We start from the raw sequence: 18,535 nt of genomic DNA on the forward strand, positions 1-18,535 counted from the left end.
CCCGTAAATAATATCAAAATAATTTTAATAAAACCACCTCTAATCCACTCTCGAAACTAGCATGATTTCTCGCTGAATCATTCTCTTTGTGGGAACGGATTGCAAATCCGCTATCGTTATCCAAAAAATTAGATATCCGCGCGGTCTGGTTCGTGCGCTAGCGGGGAAAATATCTCATATCTTATTTTCATGATGATTTTTTATAAAAGCAAACAAGGACATAGAGTTAATAAAAGATGTCGCTAAAAAAAGTTATTTGAGCTTTAAAATTTTCCTTATTTTGATACTATATATTTTCTTAAATCAGAGGTTAGAATATCATTTAATTCCTTTTTATTACTGGCTGCACTTTCAATAAAAGCAAATCCAAATACAGGATATTTATTTATATCTAATTCTCTAATTACTATCGGTTTTTCAAAATCTTTAGCAAGATCTGAATAGTTAAATCCTAAAATATCCGAAGGGATTATTCCCGAATTATTATCCAAAACAATGACACTAAATGTTTTATTCTCTTTTCCTTTAAATATAGTATCCCAGTCTGGTTTTTTGTTTTCACAAAAGCATTTGTATTCATTAAATCCTAAAGTTACTCCTAGAAGGTCGGCCGTGGTGCAAAATCCACCAAAGCGTAAAGGGTTTACTTCGATGGGGATTATTTTCCCATTTTCATCTATGCGGACTTCTGCATGAGCTGGGAAATTCTTTAAATGTAACTCTTTACCAATTTTACTTAAAAAACATTCAAGATCAATTTTATACTTTTCAATGATTGCTTTGGATGTTGAATAAACCCGATCACTCGTGTCTGTTCCGGATGAAAAGAGGTGGTGTAAAACGTTTAACACAACAGCATCTCCATTATTGTCGTAATAATAATCGATTGCATATTCTTCTCCACGAATAAATTCTTCAATAATAAAATTACTTGTGTTTAATACATTTTCAGGAAATATACTTTTAAGTTTATCCGGTTGTAACTCACTTTTAGCTTTTATCCAGTCTTTCTCATTTTCTACTATATGAACTCCTATGCTAAAGAAACCAACAGCAGGTTTAATTACAAAAGGGAACCGAATTTCATCATCGGACAATCGTTGGATTTCATCAATACTTATTTGCTTGAAATAAAAGTCGGGAAACAGCTCTTTTATAAGTTCTCTAAACTTTACTTTATTTTTTAAAACTTGTAATTGACTTGATAATTCACTTTCTCCATATAATTGATCGATCCAAGCTAATGCGTTCTCTGAATTGCTATAAAGAGAAATTTCTGGATTATTTTTTAGTAAAGCGATTGCTTCCTCTTCGGCTATCCATGCCAAAGAATCATCTTTTACCAATTCTTTTGCTACTTTGGTTGCAATTATTTTATAATTATTATCTTTTATTGTTTTGATAAGAAAATCGGAAACAAATGGCTTGTCTATTAAGAACATAATAGTTAGTTTTTTTTACTTTTTTATTTCAATAGTTAAAGCAGGACGTTTGGCACTTTCAGCAACTCTCCATCCGGTTTCATAGATCCACTTTGTCATCTTAGTCAGTTTTAGATAGTCAATTTTATCTGGGCTATCGAAAGGAGTATGGTAGTCAGGGTGTAATAAGGTGGTGAAAAATATTGCAGGAACATTAGCTTGAGCATAGGGAAGATGATCGCTTCGGAAGTACCAATTCTCTGGGTGATCTGCAGCATCCCAAGAAGTATCTACTTTGAAGTTAGCAATACTTTTATTAGCTGCTAAAGTGATAGCTACAAGGTCAGAAGAATTAAGATGAGGTTCTGTTACGCCTAATAGCGCCGCAGAATCAGATGCATTGCGTCCTATCATATCGCCATTTAAAACAGCAACTATGGAGGGCAGTTTAACGGTGGGATGGCTAACAAAATAGCGAGAACCCAATAAACCTCTTTCCTCGGATCCGTGCCACACAAATAAAGCCGATCGCTTAGCGGGTTGTGCACTCCATGCATTCCCTATTGCAAGCATCGCTACAGTTACTGATGCATTATCATCAGCACCGTTCCAGATAGGATCACCGTTAACAGCAGGTCCTACTCCGTCATGGTCCTGGTGACCGCTGAATAAAACATATTCCTCTTTCAGTTTAGGATCAGTTCCATCAACCTTTGCAATAACATTAATAGAAGGATAGTCAAAATTCTCTACCTTCAAATTAGTTTTTAAATAAGCGCCTTGTTTAGAAAATATATTCTTTAACTGTTTACTTGCCAATATAATTGGTACCGTAGCTGCAGTAGAGGATTCAGTACCTTCAATTCCATAACTTCCTTCTTGATAATGAAATCCCGTAAACGAAATAAGTGATTCTACAGTATCATCAGCAATAAAAATGATAGCAGTAACACCGCGGCTGAGGAGTTCTTTTCCCTGCTGGTTCATGGCAGAAGCGGTATAACGGTATTGCCAGAGGCTCACCCAGTCTTGAATAATGGGGGTTGGAGGCATAATATTCATAGCTACAATTTTACCTTTCAGATCGACAGTATTATCCGGTATTTTGTCCAACCAAACTATGGATCCTTCTAGGGTAGTGTCAACCAAATTAGTTGGCCAAATCTCTTTCCAAAGATCAAGTGCTTTACCATTTACACTAACAGCACTACTATTGGCCACACGGCTGCGATTCAGATTAAAGAATTGGAAGTAGGTTCCATCTTCGCCTGCAGGTTTAAGGCCAGCTTCACGGGCCTTTTGAGCCACCCAAACAGAAGCTCGCATTTCGCCAAGTTCTCCTCCTCTTCGTCCCCGAAAGGCGTCACCCGCCAGTTCATATAAATCATCTTTTAGATCTTGCTGCTTAATTTTATCTATTTGTGGTGCTGTGCTTTGCGCAAAAAGCGAAGTGGAAATAAATAATATTAAAAGAAGAATTTGTTTGGATTTCATAAGGTTTATTTTTAAAAATTGAAAAGTTTAAAATCGTAAAGGATCTGTAAGTATTGGCAGCCCGTCTGTAATCGCTATTGAATATCCCAGCCTTTCCAAATGTATAGATAATCTTTTATTACAAATCATCAAAATGACTTTTTATTTGCTGAATACTTTTAGTACTTCATTGACTATGAGTTTTTCTACTATTACGCTCTAATAATTTCCGAATATAACGTAAATCCGTTTCGTTTACTAAGAAATGTGTCGCATAACGATTCTATTTGGAACTTTATTTTGTACCCTAGTTTCTTAACCGTTTATGAGTAGCATTAAGGTCATCGCTCATACCTAAACCTTCTTTTGTTAGTAATAAATATAGATTCCGATTTTTTTTTTGCAATTACTGCCAACGTCAGTTCTCCCGCAGGATCGGGATTTTAGACCATTATTTAAATGGAGCAATTGAAGCCGAAGCGGATGCAATTTGTGACGGAGAAAATGTGTACATCATAGGGATTATGGAGCACATGGAACCATGAGGATTACACTCTGGAGACAGTAACGCCACTTTGCCACCGTTTAACTTAGGTGAGTTTGTAATGCAACAAATAAAAGACCATACGAAAAATATTGTGTTGGCTTTGAGAACCGTTGGTTTAATCAACATTCAGTTTGCGATAAAAGACGATATCGTTTACATCATCGAAGCGAATCCCAGAGCATCCCGTACGGTTCCATTTATTGCAAAAGCATACGGAGAACCTTATGTGAACTATGCGACCAAAGTAATGCTAGGTCACAATAAAGTAACCGACTTTACCTTCAACCCACAGCTAAAAGGATACGCTATTAAACAACCGGTTTTCTCTTTCAGCAAGTTCCATAATATAAATAAAGCATTAGGTCCAGAAATGAAATCAACCGGAGAAAGCATCTTGTTTATTGACGACTTAAAAGACGATCAATTCTACGAGTTGTACTCCAGAAGAAAAATGTATTTGAGTAAATAATGTCTTGACTTTATCATACAAAAAGCCCCAATCGGGGCTTTTTGTATGATAAAGTGTTTCGTTTTATTCAAAGTTATTTTTAGCCTCCAGTTTTACAGGCGTTGGGTATATTTTACGTTATTATTCGATGCTAGGTATAAAAATTGGATAGTGGCAATGAAAGAACACAATTATTTGAGTTCATTTATATTTTTAAATCTAGTGCTGATAAAGACTGTAGTTAGTGATACTATTTTTTCTTTCACGGGAGAAACTAGGAATCTTTTGTTTATTTTTACCAACTTACAAAAAGAAATTCTATGACAAATATACTTCCGTTTTTACTGATTTTCATTGTTGCGTTGGCTATTGGAATTTTCCTTGGTAAACTTATTTTCTCTGCTAGATTCCAGTCAGAAAAAATAAGTTTAGAAGAGAAATTGATTGCTTTCTCAAATCAATTTGATCAGCTAAAAGAGCAAATTAGTGTGGACAAAAGTATCGTTGAAAAACAAATACTCGTTTCTAATATGGAGAAAGAAACCATCCGTAACGAAAAAGACAGTCTAGCCATCCAGCTTTCTAAAAAAGAAGTCGATTTTGAGAATCTTTGGGAACGCAATAAAGAGCAAAAAGAGGAGGTAGAAAAATTACAAGAAAAATTCACAAAAGAATTCGAGAATCTCGCAAATAAAATTTTAGAAGAAAAGTCGAATAAATTTACGGAACAAAATAAGGAAAATATGAAGAACATTCTGTCGCCTTTGCAGGATAAAATTCAATTATTTGAAAAGAAAGTAGAAGATACCCATAAAGAAAGTATTGATTATCATGCTGCTTTACGGCAACAAATAGTAGGCCTACGGGAGATGAATATTCAAATGAGTAAAGAAACGATTAACCTGACGAAAGCTTTGAAAGGGGATAGTAAGATGCAGGGGAATTGGGGAGAATTAGTTTTGGAACGTGTTCTTGAAAAATCAGGATTAGAGAAAGGACGTGAATACGATGTGCAGCAGGCCTTTACTACTGAAGACGGAAATCGTGTTTTTCCTGATGTGGTTATTAATTTGCCTGATGGTAAAAAAATGATTGTCGATTCTAAAGTTTCTTTAACAGCTTATGAAAAGTACATCAATGAGGAAGACGATAGTTTAAAAAGCAGTTATTTGAAAGAACACGTAAGTTCTATTAAACGTCACGTAGAGCAATTAGGTAATAAAAATTACCATGATTTATATCAAATAGAAAGTCCGGATTTTGTATTGCTTTTTATCCCAATAGAACCCGCATTTGCGATGGCGCTTAATGAGGATACCAGCCTTTATAACAAAGCATTCGAAAAGAATATTGTAATTGTTACTCCCGCTACACTATTGGCTACTTTACGCACAATAGATAGTATGTGGACGAATCAAAAACAGCAGGAAAATGCGTTAGAAATTGCAAGACAGGCAGGGGCTTTGTATGATAAATTTGAAGGATTTGTTGCCGATTTGATCAAAATTGGTAAGAAAATAGATGAAAGTAAAATAGAATACAGTGGCGCTATGAACAAGCTTGTAGAAGGAAAAGGAAATCTGATTGTAAGTGTCGAAAAATTGAAAAAAATGGGAGCAAAAGCAAAGAAAGCTCTTCCGGAAAGTATCTTGAATCGAGCAGAAAAAGATGAAAACCAGTTTTTAAATTAAATAAAAAATGAGAAAATTTTTAATAGGTGTTACGGTAATAATAGTATTGTCAGTTGTAGGTTATTTTACTTTTTTATACAATGCGACTTACAGTGAAGGAGTACGTTCAGGCGAATTGATAAAAGTGAGTAACAAAGGAGTTGCTTTCAAAACATGGGAAGGAGAAATTAGTCAGGGAATTTCTGGCGCACAAATTTTTGCTTTTTCAGTATTGGATAGCGAGGAGAAAGTTATCGCTGATCTTAAAGAAATGGAAGGACAGTATGTTCAGGTGAGTTATGTGGAACGTTATAGAACATTTCCATGGTGGGGCGATACACGCTATTTTATTACTAGTGTGAAAAAAGTAAATTCTCCTTTTAAAATAAAATAAATGAATAGAATCTTCAAAACAGTCGCTTCGTCAGATATCAGTATTTCAGAATTGATGTTGCCGTCTCATACAAATTTCAGTGGGAAGATTCACGGAGGTTATATTTTGTCTTTACTCGATCAGATTGCATTTGCCTGTGCCTCTAAATTTTCAGGGAATTATTGTGTAACCGCCTCTGTGGATACCGTAAACTTCCTGAAACCTATTGAAGTTGGTGAACTGGTAATAATGAAAGCAAGTGTCAATTATGTTGGTAAAAGCTCTATGATTATCGGGATTCGGGTTGAAGCGGAGAATATCCAAACGGGTAAAATAAAACATTGTAATTCTTCTTACTTTACCATGGTTGCTAAAGACGGTGCAGGAAAAAGTATGTTGGTTCCTGGATTGATTTTATCGAATAGTAATGATGTTCGTCGTTTTTGTAATTGCATCAAACAAATTGCCTTAAAAAAGGAAAAAGACCTCCATGAAGAAGAGTTCGATTATACTTCAAAAGAATCCTTAGAAAGTTTAAAAAAATACAATATCAAGTTGCAACTATAATGAGGATTAAGTAGTAGTAATGTACTTTCTCAAAAGCATCATCTAAGAAAATTCAGCAATGAATTTTTTTCGTTTTTTATGATAAAATAAAGATGAAAAATAACTAATTTCCTTATTTTTCAGGGGGATAATGCTTTTATTTCTTCACTTTTTTTTGTAACTTTAAGTAATTTAATTCATAAATCGTTATGAAAAAAATTGCTCAAATACTGCTTCTCATTATTGCAAATGCACTGTCAGCACAAGAAAAAATGGTATCTTATGTAGGAATTACAAATTTTGAGGCTTCCATACCTTTATTTGAAGAAGTGAAAGCAATAAATGAAAAAACAACCTGTATTTTGATAACTAAAACGGGTGAAATTGCTTGTTGGATAACCATCAAAGATTTTAAGTTTAAAAGAGATTTGATGCAAGATCATTTTAATAAAAACTATATGGAAAGCAATCGTTTCCCTAGAGCCGTGTTTAAAGGTAAAATTGAAAAATTTGATTTAAAAAACCTTAATTTAGACGGAACCCAGTATCAAATTAATGGAAAAATAACCATACGGGGACGAACTAAAAAAATAGTGATCAATGGGAATCTTAAAAAAGTGAACACAGGAATTGAACTCTATTCCGCATTTCTTTTAAATACAGATGATTTTAATATTGAAATTCCTTTTATAGTACGTAGCAAAATATCAAAAGAAGTAAGCACTCAAATTATTTGTGTCTTACAATAATTCTATTTTGTTAAACAATCTTTCAGTGCGTCTTCTAGGTTTTTAAATTTAAATTTGAAACCGGCTTGTTCAATTTTATCAGAAGAAATTCTCCGACCTGTCAATACTATTTTTGCCATTTCCCCCATTGCGAACTGCAAGACAAATGTAGGGACATTAGGCAACCAAATTGAGTATCCGAAAAGACGCGCTAATGTTTTAGAAAAAATAGTATTTGTTGTATTGTCATTTACTGCTGCATTATAAGGGCCTGCCATTTCAGCAGAAACAATGGCTTGAAGGTATATATTGCATAGATCTTCTACATGAATCCAAGGCATGTATTGCTTACCAGAGCCCAGTGCAGCGCCTAATCTATACTGAAACAAAGGAATCAGTTTCTTTAGAAAACCGTCATTTTTTCCTAGAACTAATCCTGTTCGGATTTTAACGGTGCGAATGTTTAAGTTTTCGATAAGATCCAAAGAGTTTTCCCACTTTTGACAGGTATATCCAAGGAAATCATTTGCAGGAGCCATATCCTCAGTACAAATTTCTGGACCATTGACAGCACCATATATACCTACAGCTGAGGCAGAAATAAAAGCATCAAGCTTTTTATGATGTTTTTTTAATACGGTGTATATAAGGTATGATGATTTTTCCCGACTGTCGATAATAGCTGCTTTTCGTTTAGCAGTCCATCTTTTTTCCGCAATATTCTCTCCTGCAAGATGAATTATATAATCTGCATTTAAAACGGCATCTTCCTCTATAGTCTGATTAGGCACATCCCACTTATAATAGAAAACGTCTTCTTTATTCTCTTTTTCACTTCTACTCAAGATAGAAACTGAGTATCCTTTTGCAATCAATAAACGCATTAAATGTTTACCGATAAATCCAGATCCGCCGCTTATTAAAATATTTTTTTTCATAATAGTGTAAAGCTAATGATTTATGCTGACATAAAATTATATTAAATTTTGTTTAACTATATTAAAATATAGTTAAACATTCACTATCTTTATACCCTAATTTGAAACACATCAAAAATGGCTACTAAAAAAACAACAATAACAAAAGACAAAATAGTTTCGATGTATATGGATTATGTACTTGATCATAGTGAAAAACCAAAATCAGTATATCATTTTACCAAAATCAATAATTTTACAGAAACGGAATTTTATGCTTTTTTTGGAACAATTGAAAGCATTGAAAAAGAAATTTTTAAAATGTTTATTGAGAAAACCGTAGACTTATTAAATAAAAACAAAGAGTACGAGATGTATGATATGAAAAGTAAGATGTTAAGTTTTTACTTTACTTTCTTTGAAATATTGACTGCTAATAGGAGTTATGTGGTGCTTATCTTGAAAGAGCATAACAATCAGTTGAAAAAATTAATGCAACTTTCTGGTCTGAGAAATAGTTTTAAAAATTTCTTGACAGAAATTATTTCAGATGATTTTAGAACGCAGCAAGAGAAGCTTCAAAATTTTCAAGAAAAAACCTTTCAAGAAGCGTCATGGATACAACTTTTATTGACCTTGAAATTCTGGTTGGATGATTCATCTCCTGCATTTGAGAAAACAGATATTTACATTGAAAAATCAGTAAAAGTAACTTTCGAATTAATGAATATCGCCCCAATTGACAGCTTAATCGACTTTGGAAAATTCATTTTCAAAGAAAAAATATACAACAAGTAATGAAAACCATAGACTACATTCCTACATCAAAAATTGAAAGAGCCACAAAACTAGTACAAACTGGGGCTAAAGTTGGCGTAAATTATCTCAAATATTATGGTGAAAAGATGGTTAATTCTGATTTAACACGTGATAAATTGAATGAAGACAATGCTGAGGATATTTATGATGGATTGAAAAGTTTGAAAGGCAGTGCTTTAAAAGTAGCGCAGATGCTAAGTATGGATAAAAGCTTTTTGCCACAGGCGTATGTAGAAAAATTCTCATTGTCTCAGTTTTCTGTTCCACCACTTTCGGCGCCATTAGTGTTAAAAACATTTAAAACAAATTTTGGAAAAACACCGTATGAGATTTTTGACGAATTCAATGCAACCTCGTTAAATGCGGCTAGCATTGGGCAAGTGCATGTTGCGATGAAAGATGGGAAAAAATTAGCAGTGAAAATTCAATATCCTGGAGTGGCAAATAGCATCTCATCTGATTTAGCCATGGTTAAACCTATTGCCATTAGAATGTTTAACCTGAAAGGAAAAGATTCTGATAAATATTTTAAAGAGGTCGAAGACAAGTTAATCGAGGAAACTAATTATTTATTGGAATTGAAACAAAGTCAAGAGGTAGTAGAATCATGCAAAAAAATTGAAAATCTACTTTTCCCCATTTACTATCCTAAATATTCTTCAGAGAAAATTATTACTATGGACTGGATGACGGGAATTCATCTCTCAGAGTTCACTAAGAAAAATAGAGATCAGGACGTTGCCAATAGTGTTGGTCAAGCTTTATGGGATTTCTATATGTATCAAATACATATTTTGAAAAAAGTACATGCTGATCCTCATCCCGGGAATTTCTTGGTTAACGATAAAAATCAGTTAGTAGCATTGGATTTTGGTTGTATGAAACAAATTCCTAATGATTTTTACACACCATATTTTGAATTAATTGATAAAAAAGTTATTAATGATCCCAAAATGTTTAATGCTAAACTATTTGAATTGGAAATTCTGAGAAATGACGATTCTAATGAAGAAATACTATATTTCACTGAGATGTTCCATGATTTGTTGTCCTTATTTACAAAACCTTTTCAAGAGGAAACCTTTGATTTTTCAGATGAAACTTTTTTTGAAAGTATTGCACAGTTAGGGGAACGTTTTTCAAAAGATACTAATCTCAGAAAAATGAATGGGAATCGAGGTTCTAAACATTTTATTTATATGAACAGAACTTTTTTTGGATTATATAATTTGATGTTCGATTTAAAAGCAAGTATACTCGTTAATCAATATGAGAAATACAACTAATGAAAAAACAAAACCTGCCCTCAAAAATGTGTTTGGTTTGCAACCGGCCATTTAGTTGGCGGAAAAAATGGGAAAAAGTTTGGGATGAAGTTAAATATTGTAGTGAAAAATGCAGAAGAAACAAAAAGGATTAGTTTGGTTTAGGAATGATTTGAGAGTCCATGATAACGCCTCATTAACCAATGCTATGTTTGAAAATGACAGCGTAATTGCGGTGTATTGTTTTGATCCAAGACATTTTGAGCAAACCAGTTTCGGTTTTAAAAAAACAGAAAAATTTCGGGCCAAATTTCTTATTGAATCAGTTACAGCTTTAAAAGAAAATCTAGAAAAATTGAATATTCCGTTTTTGGTTTATTACGGTAAACCAGAAGATTGTATTCCGGAAATAATTACTTCAAATGCTATTAATTCTGTGTACCTGCAAGAAGAATGGACCAGTGAAGAGCTAAAAGTATTTGAACGAACACAAGCAAAAGTTTCTCCTTTAATAGCTTTCAAGGCGAGTTACAACCAGTTCTTATTTCATCCTGAAGATATTCCATTTGCGATTGAATCAATTCCAAATGTTTTTACACAATTCAGGAATCAGTGTGAAAAATTGACGAAAGTCAAACCTGAATTTAAACTTGAAGCGTTGTCTAAAGAAAATTGGTCACTAAATGGAACTGCAATTCCTACAATGCAAACATTGGGATTTATTGATTTTGAAATGGATTCGAGAACGGCTTTCCCTTTTCACGGCGGTGAAGATACCGCAATGCAAAGACTGTCACATTATTTTTGGGAAACCAAAAAATTGAGCGTCTATAAATTGACCCGTAACGGATTGATTGGAGCGGATTTTAGTTCGAAATTTTCTCCTTGGTTGGCAAACGGTTGTATATCGGCTAAAACAATTTATTGGGAAATTATTAAATACGAGCAAGAAGTCGATAAAAATGATTCGACGTATTGGTTGGTTTTTGAATTAATTTGGAGGGATTATTTTAAATATGTTTCGATGAAAAACGGGAACTCTATTTTTAAAATTGGAGGGATTTTAGATAAAAATTACGATTGGAAAACTAACCAGTCAGCTATAAATAATTGGATAAAAGGGACTACAGAAGAACCTTTTGTTAATGCTAATATGGTAGAGCTGTTAGAAACGGGGTGGATGAGCAACAGGGGAAGACAAAATGTAGCCTCTTATTTTGCTAAAAATTTATTGTTAGACTGGCGCATAGGAGCAGCGTATTTTGAAGCGATGCTAGTTGATTATGATGTGCACAGTAATTATGGTAATTGGATGTATGTTTCGGGAGTTGGAAACGATCCAAGAGATCGAAAATTCAATATTAAGACACAAGCTGCTAATTACGATGGACATTCAAAGTTCCAGAAATTATGGTTGCAACAACAATTATTTTAAAAATTTGATGAATACAAATAAAAAACATATCAATATTGTTTGGTTTAAAAGAGACCTTCGTTTGCAAGATAACGAAGCAATTTTTAATGCCACAAAAACTGGCACACCTACACTATTGCTTTATGTATTCGAAAAATCGTTAGAGAACGATTCGCATTACAACAAAAGGCATTGGAACTTTATCAAGCAATCCCTTGTAGACATAAATAAACGATTAGAATACTCCAACACCCATGTTTTAAGTGTGTCGTCTGAAGTATTACAGGTATTCAATACGATTCAAGAAACCTATAAAATAGATTCTGTTTTTTCACATCAGGAAACTGGTTTAAAAATCACTTACGAAAGAGATAAAACATTTAAAAGATTTTGCAAGAATAATCAAATTAATTGGGTTGAAAATATTAATAATGGTATTTTTAGAGCTCTAAGAAATAGAACAAGTTGGGTTTCTAATTGGGAAAAATACATGAATGAGCCACCATTTATTTTTGATTCCAAGCCAGAAAATTTTCTTGATATTCAAGCAATAACCGAACTCGAAAAAGTATTAGAAAAAACAAGTCTAGTAACTTTTCCTGATGCTGTTTTTCAAAAAGGCGGTATTACAATGGCGGGGAAGTATTTAGAATCCTTCTTTGAAGAGCGCTATCATAATTACAGTTCACATATTTCAAAACCATTATTGGCAAGAAGAAGTTGCAGTAGATTATCACCTTATATTGCTTGGGGAAATTTATCCTCCAGACAAGTTTTGCAAAAAGCGGCAACCTTTAGACTGACGTGTACCAATAAAAAACAAATAGATTCTTTTGTTTCCAGACTGACTTGGCAAGCTCACTTCGTCCAAAAATTTGAAATGGAAGAAATTATGGAATTTGAAAGTGTGAATAAAGGGTTTCATTCTTTAAAAAAGAAAGTCAATGAAAATTATATCGAAGCATGGAAAACCGGACAAACGGGTTTTCCATTAATTGACGCTTCGATGCGTTGCTTGAACGAAACGGGTTATTTGAACTTTAGAATGCGGGCAATGTTAGTTTCGTTTTTTACACATAATTTATGGCAGCCATGGCAGGAAGCCACGCAACATTTATCACAAATGTTTTTGGATTTTGAACCTGGAATTCATTTTCCGCAATTGCAAATGCAGGCTGGTGAAACTGGAATTAATATGTTGCGTATTTATAATCCAATAAAAAACAGCTACGAACACGATCCGGAGGGTGAATTTATAAAAAAATGGGTACCGGAATTGAGTGAATTACCAAGGGCATTTGTCCATGAACCATATAAAATGACGTATTTAGACCAGAAGTTTAATGATTTTGAAGTTGGAGTTAATTATCCAAAACCAATTATAAACATGGAACGAACACGAAAATTTGCAAGTGATTTTTTATGGAACATGAAAAAAAATCCGTTAGTAAAAGAGGAAAGTTCCCGCATCCTAAAGTTGCATACAATGGCTGATATTGGCGATAGCGAATAATGCTTCAATAATAATTTAAGAATCAATAGTAATTTCAATTAAAAATAAATTCCATGACTATAAAAACAGCGCTTACCGATATAGACAAAGATCGTATCATTGAAATGGCATGGGAGGACCGAACCACTTTTGATGCCATCTTATTGCAATTTGGATTAAAAGAACAAGAGGTGATTGACTTAATGCGCACCGAAATGAAACCCTCTAGTTTTAGAATGTGGCGTGAAAGAGTTCAGGGTCGAAAAACAAAGCATGAAAAATTAAGAGATTTTCGTGAAGGACGTTTTAAATGCACGATGCAAAGACAGATTAATAATAATAAGATTTCTAAGCGTTAAAAGCAGTACTGAGTGTATAGTCAACAGTTAAAATAACATAATAAAATGAAAAACATAGTAATCATTGGTGGTAGCAAAGGAATTGGGAATGCCATTTTGGTGCAACAATTAGAAACAAATTTGGTGTACAACATTAGCAGAAATGCACCGGATAGTACACATCCCAATTTGAAACATTTTCCTATAGATGTTTTACAGGATACGCTCCCAGATATAGAGAATATAGATACGATAATTTACTGCCCCGGTTCCATCAATTTGAAACCAATTGGTAGCCTTAGCATTGATGATTTTAGAAATGATTTTGAAATTAATGTTATTGGCGCTGTAAAAGTTATCCAAAAGTATTTACCTGTTCTCAAGAAAGGCACAGATCCTTCAATAATTTTGTTTAGTACAGTGGCCGCAAAATTAGGTATGCCGTTTCATGCAAGTATCGCTACAGCAAAAGCGGGCGTAGAAGGTCTTGTGAAATCTCTTGGGGCAGAATTAGCAGCTGTAATAAGAATAAATGCAATTGCCCCTACCATTACAGAAACAACCTTATCAGCCGGTATTTTGAGAAACGATAGAATGAAAGAAAATATGGTAGAGCGCCATCCAATGAAAGGGTATTTAAAGCCCGAAGAAGTGGCAAATATGGCAAATTTCCTAATCTCAGAAAATGCCAAATCTATTTCAGGTCAGGTGTTCGAAATGGATTACGGAATAGTGACCTTTAAAATCTAATAAATAATATTTAAAACTGAAAGACAGCATATAATGATAAAAGAAATGAAAAGTTACGAGAAAATTGAACAATACGACACAGAAATAACAGCCTCTTTAGCGGATAATTATAAATCTATAATATACAATTTAGGTGAAGATGTAACCCGAGAAGGTCTGGAAAAAACACCGGAACGTGTAGCTAAGGCGATGCAATATTTGACCCATGGTTATGGATTAGATCCTTTGGAGATCCTTAAATCGGCAATGTTTACTGAGGATCACCAACAAATGATTGTTGTTAAAGATATTGAAGTGTACTCCATGTGTGAGCATCATATGTTGCCTTTTTTTGGAAAAGCCCATGTAGCTTACATTCCAAATGGCAAAATTGTAGGTTTAAGTAAAATTCCTAGAGTGGTGGATGCTTTTGCCAGAAGAATGCAAGTACAAGAACGGTTGACAGACCAAATTAAGAATTGCATTCAAGAAGCTCTTAACCCACTTGGTGTTGCTGTAGTAATTGAAGCACAGCATATGTGCATGCAAATGCGAGGCATTCAAAAACAAAATTCAGTCACTACGACATCCTCTTTTACGGGTGCTTTTGAGAAAGATAAAACAAGAAAAGAATTTATAAGTTTAGTGTCTAATAAATTGAGTTAATTTAAAAAAATAATTAACTAAGAAAACATATTAAAAATGTCATAAGGGCGCAAAGACACAAAGAAATACTTTAGAAATTAAAGTTATAAATTCAGTGCCTTTGCGCTTTTAAAAAAAAAATAAACGATGAAAATTCTCTTAACAGGTGCAACAGGTTATATCGGAAAGCGACTTTTACCCATGCTGGTACAACAAGGACACGATGTGATTTGCTGCGTGAGAGATAAAAATAGGTTTTATTGTCCTGTAGAATTTCAAAAAAATGTGACTGTGATAGAAGTTGATTTTCTGAAACAAGAAACAGTAACAGTTATTCCAAATGAAATTGATGCGGCTTATTACTTAATGCATTCCATGTCAGGATCTTCAGATAATTTTGATGAGTTAGAAAGTCTTTCTGCGCGGAATTTCGTACAGCGATTAAATGAAACAAAAGCGAAACAAGTCATTTATTTAAGTGGAATTGTAAATGATAAATCCTTATCGAAGCACTTATCTTCCAGAAAAAAAGTAGAAGAAATTTTAAACACAGGGACTTTTGCCACAACCACCCTCAGAGCAGGAATTATTGTTGGATCCGGGAGTGCTTCATTTGAAATCATTCGGGATTTAGTCAATAAACTTCCTATTATGATTGCTCCTAAATGGCTCAATACTAAGTGCCAACCAATTGCGATTCCAGATGTACTCGATTTTCTATCCAAATCATTATTAAATCCGGTTACTTACAATCAGAGTTTTGATATTGGTGGTCCTGATATTTTAACGTACAAGGAAATGCTTTTGGGTTATGCAGCAGCTAAGAATTTAAAAAGATGGATTTTTACGGTTCCTATAATGACTCCAAAATTATCGTCGTATTGGCTGTATTTTGTCACTTCAACATCATATAAACTCGCCTCAGCATTGGTTAGTAGCATGAAAGTTGAAGTAGTTTGCAAAAATCATAAAATCAATGAATTATTGCAACTGCAACCCATGACTTATAAGCAAGCGCTTTCCAGAGCTCTGATAAAAGTAGACGAAGACAAAGTAGCTTCCAGCTGGAAAGATTCCTTAATCAGTGGGCGTTTTAATAGCAATATGTCAGAGTATTTAAAAGTTCCTAAAAAAGATTGTTACATCGATAGACGAAAAATGGAAATCATAGACCGTGATTTTACAATTAGTAGAATATGGTCCATTGGTGGAGATACGGGTTGGTATTATGGGGATTGGTTATGGGATTTACGCGGTTTTATCGACAAATTATACGGTGGTGTAGGTTCTAGAAGAGGAAGAACTAACCGACACGATATTCATTCTGGAGATGCGTTAGATTTTTGGCGTGTTTTACATGCCAATAAAGAAGAGGGGAAACTAATTTTATTTGCCGAAATGAAATTGCCAGGGGAGGCATGGTTAGAATTTAAAATTATCAACAATACTCTTTATCAATCTGCGACATTCAGACCTAGAGGTTTTTTAGGTAAATTATATTGGTATTCTGTTTTACCTTTTCATGGTTTTATTTTTGAGGGAATGCTGAAGAAATTGATTAAATAATTGTTGATATTTTTAAATTGTTTTAATCAATTTAATTTGGTTGTAGTTTTGATTACTAAATTTTTACAGAATAAAATTTTTACTCATTTGAAATAAAAAACAGATGCGTTTTAAATTAGATTGGTACATTTAATTTGAATTTTTTGGGTTTATTTACTTTAAAATCTCAGAAGTTGCTTCTAAACAAAGGCCTGTTTTTAGGAGAATATGAATTAAATTCACCACTTAAATGAGCTTACTTTTCTTAGATGTTGATTTTTTTTAAGATTATTTCAAAATCCCCGCTTTGTATGTAGCAATTGCCCTATCTCGAGCCATAGCATGGTCTACCATAGGTTTTCCATATCCTAGATCAAATTCTTTGATCCATTTGCGGATATAAAGTGCTTTTTCGTCGAATTTTTTTTGTTGAATCTCCGGATTGAAAACGCGAAAATAAGGAGCTGCATCGCAACCGGTTCCTGCTGCCCATTGCCAATTCCCTACATTAGCAGACAATTCATAATCCAATAATTTTTCTGCAAAATAGGCTTCACCCCACTGCCATTGAATCAATAAATGTTTGCATAAAAAGCTTGCCACTACCATTCGGACTCTGTTGTGCATGTATCCAGTTTCGTTCAATTGTCGCATTCCGGCGTCAACCATGGGATAACCGGTAGTTCCAGAGCACCATCGTTTAAAATCATCTTCATTATTGCGCCACTCAATTCCGTCATACGCCGATTTGAAGTTTTGGGTAACGACTTTTGGGAAACTAAATAAGATTTGCATGAAGAATTCTCTCCAAATTAATTCACTCAAAAAGACATCGTTTTTATGAAATGCCCAATTCACCAGTTTTCGAATACTAACGGTTCCAAAACGCAAATGTGGTGAAAGATAGGAGGTTTTGTCCAAAGCCGGAAAATCTCTTATCTCTTGGTAATTTGCAATAAATTTTAAATTATGAGATTTTACTCTTACACTACTTTGCTCGAAACCGATTTCTTTCAAAGATGGAAAAACAAAGTCACTTTTATAAAAATTAGAAAAGAAATTAGTAGCATCGTATTCTTGAACGGGTTGTAATGACTTATATTTTTCTAACCATTTGTTTTTAAACGGTGTATATACGGTGTAAGACAATCCATCCGCTTTTGTAATTTCTTTTTCTTCAAAAATAACTTGGTCTTTGAAAGAATAGGAAATAGTGGTATTAGCTTCTAAAAGCTCACAAATAACAGTGTCACGTGCGATGGCATAGGGCTCGTAATCTTTGTTGAAGAAGACTTCCTTTATGTCAAACTCTTGTATCAGCGCGGTCCAAACATCCACGGTTTTTCCTTTTTTGACTAAAACGGAACTACCAATTTCCTGTAATTGTGTATTTATTTTTGATAAGGATTCGTGGATAAATCCAACCCGAGCATCATTTTTGACTAAATTGTCTAAAATCGAGTCATCAAAAATGAACAATGGAATCACCGGATATTTAGATTGTAAAGCATGAAATAATCCAATATTATCTTCTAAACGCAAATCACGCCTGAACCAAAAAAAAGATACTTGTTGTTTATTCATTATTTTGCATTAAACATTTCGTCAACTTTAACGACACGGTAGGAAAAAATGGATTTTAATTTATTTTTAACCACTAGTGTATTCATGATTCGCCCTAAAAAACCAAGTGGTAATCCATAATGAACAATATCAGTCATTTTTGTGCCATCTTCTGTAGCCTCAAAAAAATGTTTATGGTGCCAAAAACTATAGGGTCCAAAACGCTGCTCGTCTATAAAATAACTATTTTCTTTAACAAACGTGATTTCAGTCATCCAAGATAAATTTAAACCAAAAAGAGGTGTCACTTTATATTGAATTATTTGTCCGGCATACATTGATTTATTATCAAAATCGGTGATTTGAAAACCCATCCCTTCGGGTGTGATTTTTTGAAGGTTTTTTGGATTCGAAAAGAAAGCCCAGCATTGTTCTACAGTTGCATTGACATGTTGGATGGTTTCTTGTTTGTAAATTTTCATAGTAGTGTATTGAGAGAATATTCTTGTAGAGTAATTTAGCTTACTGGATAAATAATACTGGAACTCTTTTTAAATCTTGCTTTTTGGCTAGGTATAAAAACCTAATATATAGCCCGACCC

Annotated in this window: 18 protein-coding genes and 1 pseudogene; 14 read left to right on the forward strand and 5 right to left on the reverse strand. The window is 33.7% G+C overall.

All coding sequences use genetic code 11. The features are described from left to right. Positions 1-275: 275 nt before the first annotated feature. Both AC0608_RS10865 and AC0608_RS10870 read right to left on the reverse strand, forming a co-directional pair. Positions 276-1,442 carry an ATP-grasp domain-containing protein gene (locus tag AC0608_RS10865; protein ID WP_478289065.1) on the reverse strand — a complete coding sequence of 389 codons (1,167 nt, stop codon included), beginning with the start codon at positions 1,440-1,442 and terminating at the stop codon, positions 276-278. A 15-nt stretch (positions 1,443-1,457) separates the two neighbouring features. Continuing rightward, positions 1,458-2,747 carry a M28 family peptidase gene (locus AC0608_RS10870; protein ID WP_478289066.1) on the reverse strand — a complete coding sequence of 430 codons (1,290 nt, stop codon included), beginning with the start codon at positions 2,745-2,747 and terminating at the stop codon, positions 1,458-1,460. Positions 2,748-3,334: 587 nt separating this feature from the next. Between AC0608_RS10870 and AC0608_RS10875 the strand changes: the two are divergent. From AC0608_RS10875 to AC0608_RS10895, 5 genes and pseudogenes are all read left to right on the forward strand, one after another. Continuing rightward, positions 3,335-3,910: pseudogene (locus AC0608_RS10875) on the forward strand (ATP-binding protein); the annotation flags it as partial. A gap of 299 nt (positions 3,911-4,209) precedes the next feature. Beyond that, positions 4,210-5,580, forward strand: coding sequence for a DNA recombination protein RmuC (locus AC0608_RS10880; protein ID WP_478289067.1), 1,371 nt, complete (start codon positions 4,210-4,212; stop codon positions 5,578-5,580). 7 nt (positions 5,581-5,587) lie between these two features. Further along, positions 5,588-5,953: a 6-phosphogluconate dehydrogenase gene (locus AC0608_RS10885; protein WP_417960575.1), complete on the forward strand. Its 366-nt coding sequence runs from the start codon at positions 5,588-5,590 to the stop codon at positions 5,951-5,953. Beyond that, positions 5,954-6,499, forward strand: a complete 546-nt coding sequence (locus AC0608_RS10890; RefSeq protein WP_417960573.1) for an acyl-CoA thioesterase — start codon at positions 5,954-5,956, stop codon at positions 6,497-6,499. Between the two features lie 188 nt (positions 6,500-6,687). Further along, complete coding sequence (locus tag AC0608_RS10895; RefSeq protein WP_417960571.1) at positions 6,688-7,227, forward strand: YceI family protein; 540 nt, start codon at positions 6,688-6,690, stop codon at positions 7,225-7,227. 2 nt (positions 7,228-7,229) lie between these two features. On the opposite strand, the gene AC0608_RS10900 is transcribed toward AC0608_RS10895, so the two are convergent. Beyond that, entirely contained in the window at positions 7,230-8,144 is a 915-nt protein-coding gene (locus tag AC0608_RS10900) for a TIGR01777 family oxidoreductase (RefSeq protein WP_478289068.1), read from the reverse strand. A 117-nt stretch (positions 8,145-8,261) separates the two neighbouring features. Here AC0608_RS10900 and AC0608_RS10905 point away from each other — a divergent pair, with 117 nt between their 5' ends. The 9 genes from AC0608_RS10905 (at position 8,262) to AC0608_RS10945 (ending at position 16,391) form a co-directional block, all read left to right on the forward strand. Beyond that, positions 8,262-8,921, forward strand: coding sequence for a TetR family transcriptional regulator C-terminal domain-containing protein (locus AC0608_RS10905; RefSeq protein WP_417960567.1), 660 nt, complete (start codon positions 8,262-8,264; stop codon positions 8,919-8,921). After that, positions 8,921-10,228, forward strand: coding sequence for an ABC1 kinase family protein (locus tag AC0608_RS10910; RefSeq protein ID WP_478289069.1), 1,308 nt, complete (start codon positions 8,921-8,923; stop codon positions 10,226-10,228). Before AC0608_RS10905 ends, AC0608_RS10910 begins: the two co-directional genes overlap by 1 nt. Further along, on the forward strand, positions 10,228-10,362 hold the full coding sequence (locus tag AC0608_RS10915) for a DUF2256 domain-containing protein (protein WP_417960563.1): 135 nt from the start codon (positions 10,228-10,230) through the stop codon (positions 10,360-10,362). Before AC0608_RS10910 ends, AC0608_RS10915 begins: the two co-directional genes overlap by 1 nt. Then, the gene (locus tag AC0608_RS10920; RefSeq protein ID WP_478289070.1) at positions 10,338-11,642 is read left to right on the forward strand and encodes a DASH family cryptochrome; all 1,305 of its coding nucleotides are present in this window, start codon (positions 10,338-10,340) and stop codon (positions 11,640-11,642) included. Before AC0608_RS10915 ends, AC0608_RS10920 begins: the two co-directional genes overlap by 25 nt. Before the next feature lie 7 nt (positions 11,643-11,649). After that, positions 11,650-13,134, forward strand: coding sequence for a cryptochrome/deoxyribodipyrimidine photo-lyase family protein (locus AC0608_RS10925; protein WP_478289071.1), 1,485 nt, complete (start codon positions 11,650-11,652; stop codon positions 13,132-13,134). Between the two features lie 53 nt (positions 13,135-13,187). Beyond that, positions 13,188-13,472, forward strand: a complete 285-nt coding sequence (locus AC0608_RS10930; protein ID WP_417960557.1) for a TIGR03643 family protein — start codon at positions 13,188-13,190, stop codon at positions 13,470-13,472. 45 nt (positions 13,473-13,517) lie between these two features. Next, entirely contained in the window at positions 13,518-14,201 is a 684-nt protein-coding gene (locus AC0608_RS10935) for an SDR family NAD(P)-dependent oxidoreductase (protein WP_478289072.1), read from the forward strand. Between the two features lie 45 nt (positions 14,202-14,246). After that, the gene (folE, locus tag AC0608_RS10940; RefSeq protein WP_478289073.1) at positions 14,247-14,846 is read left to right on the forward strand and encodes a GTP cyclohydrolase I FolE; all 600 of its coding nucleotides are present in this window, start codon (positions 14,247-14,249) and stop codon (positions 14,844-14,846) included. A 126-nt stretch (positions 14,847-14,972) separates the two neighbouring features. Continuing rightward, on the forward strand, positions 14,973-16,391 hold the full coding sequence (locus AC0608_RS10945) for an SDR family oxidoreductase (RefSeq protein ID WP_417960551.1): 1,419 nt from the start codon (positions 14,973-14,975) through the stop codon (positions 16,389-16,391). 267 nt (positions 16,392-16,658) lie between these two features. On the opposite strand, the gene AC0608_RS10950 is transcribed toward AC0608_RS10945, so the two are convergent. Both AC0608_RS10950 and AC0608_RS10955 read right to left on the reverse strand, forming a co-directional pair. Then, a complete protein-coding gene (locus AC0608_RS10950) occupies positions 16,659-17,954 on the reverse strand; it encodes a cryptochrome/photolyase family protein (protein WP_478289074.1) in 1,296 nt (431 codons plus the stop codon). After that, positions 17,954-18,415, reverse strand: coding sequence for an SRPBCC family protein (locus tag AC0608_RS10955; protein WP_417960547.1), 462 nt, complete (start codon positions 18,413-18,415; stop codon positions 17,954-17,956). The genes AC0608_RS10950 and AC0608_RS10955 overlap by 1 nt, the downstream gene beginning before the upstream one ends. Between the last annotated feature and the right edge of the window lie 120 nt (positions 18,416-18,535).

The sequence above is a fragment of the Flavobacterium sp. GNP008 genome, assembly GCF_056428965.1.

Coding starts and splice junctions, on each gene's coding strand:
- AC0608_RS10910 (WP_478289069.1), top strand. CDS start 8,921: ATGAAAACCATAGACTACATTCCTACATCAAAAATTGAAAGAGCCACA.
- AC0608_RS10955 (WP_417960547.1), bottom strand. CDS start 18,415: ATGAAAATTTACAAACAAGAAACCATCCAACATGTCAATGCAACTGTA.
- AC0608_RS10950 (WP_478289074.1), bottom strand. CDS start 17,954: ATGAATAAACAACAAGTATCTTTTTTTTGGTTCAGGCGTGATTTGCGT.
- AC0608_RS10920 (WP_478289070.1), top strand. CDS start 10,338: ATGCAGAAGAAACAAAAAGGATTAGTTTGGTTTAGGAATGATTTGAGA.
- AC0608_RS10925 (WP_478289071.1), top strand. CDS start 11,650: ATGAATACAAATAAAAAACATATCAATATTGTTTGGTTTAAAAGAGAC.
- AC0608_RS10890 (WP_417960573.1), top strand. CDS start 5,954: ATGAATAGAATCTTCAAAACAGTCGCTTCGTCAGATATCAGTATTTCA.
- AC0608_RS10930 (WP_417960557.1), top strand. CDS start 13,188: ATGACTATAAAAACAGCGCTTACCGATATAGACAAAGATCGTATCATT.
- AC0608_RS10900 (WP_478289068.1), bottom strand. CDS start 8,144: ATGAAAAAAAATATTTTAATAAGCGGCGGATCTGGATTTATCGGTAAA.
- folE (WP_478289073.1), top strand. CDS start 14,247: ATGAAAAGTTACGAGAAAATTGAACAATACGACACAGAAATAACAGCC.
- AC0608_RS10935 (WP_478289072.1), top strand. CDS start 13,518: ATGAAAAACATAGTAATCATTGGTGGTAGCAAAGGAATTGGGAATGCC.
- AC0608_RS10865 (WP_478289065.1), bottom strand. CDS start 1,442: ATGTTCTTAATAGACAAGCCATTTGTTTCCGATTTTCTTATCAAAACA.
- AC0608_RS10915 (WP_417960563.1), top strand. CDS start 10,228: ATGAAAAAACAAAACCTGCCCTCAAAAATGTGTTTGGTTTGCAACCGG.
- AC0608_RS10945 (WP_417960551.1), top strand. CDS start 14,973: ATGAAAATTCTCTTAACAGGTGCAACAGGTTATATCGGAAAGCGACTT.
- AC0608_RS10880 (WP_478289067.1), top strand. CDS start 4,210: ATGACAAATATACTTCCGTTTTTACTGATTTTCATTGTTGCGTTGGCT.
- AC0608_RS10870 (WP_478289066.1), bottom strand. CDS start 2,747: ATGCGAGCTTCTGTTTGGGTGGCTCAAAAGGCCCGTGAAGCTGGCCTT.
- AC0608_RS10885 (WP_417960575.1), top strand. CDS start 5,588: ATGAGAAAATTTTTAATAGGTGTTACGGTAATAATAGTATTGTCAGTT.
- AC0608_RS10895 (WP_417960571.1), top strand. CDS start 6,688: ATGAAAAAAATTGCTCAAATACTGCTTCTCATTATTGCAAATGCACTG.
- AC0608_RS10905 (WP_417960567.1), top strand. CDS start 8,262: ATGGCTACTAAAAAAACAACAATAACAAAAGACAAAATAGTTTCGATG.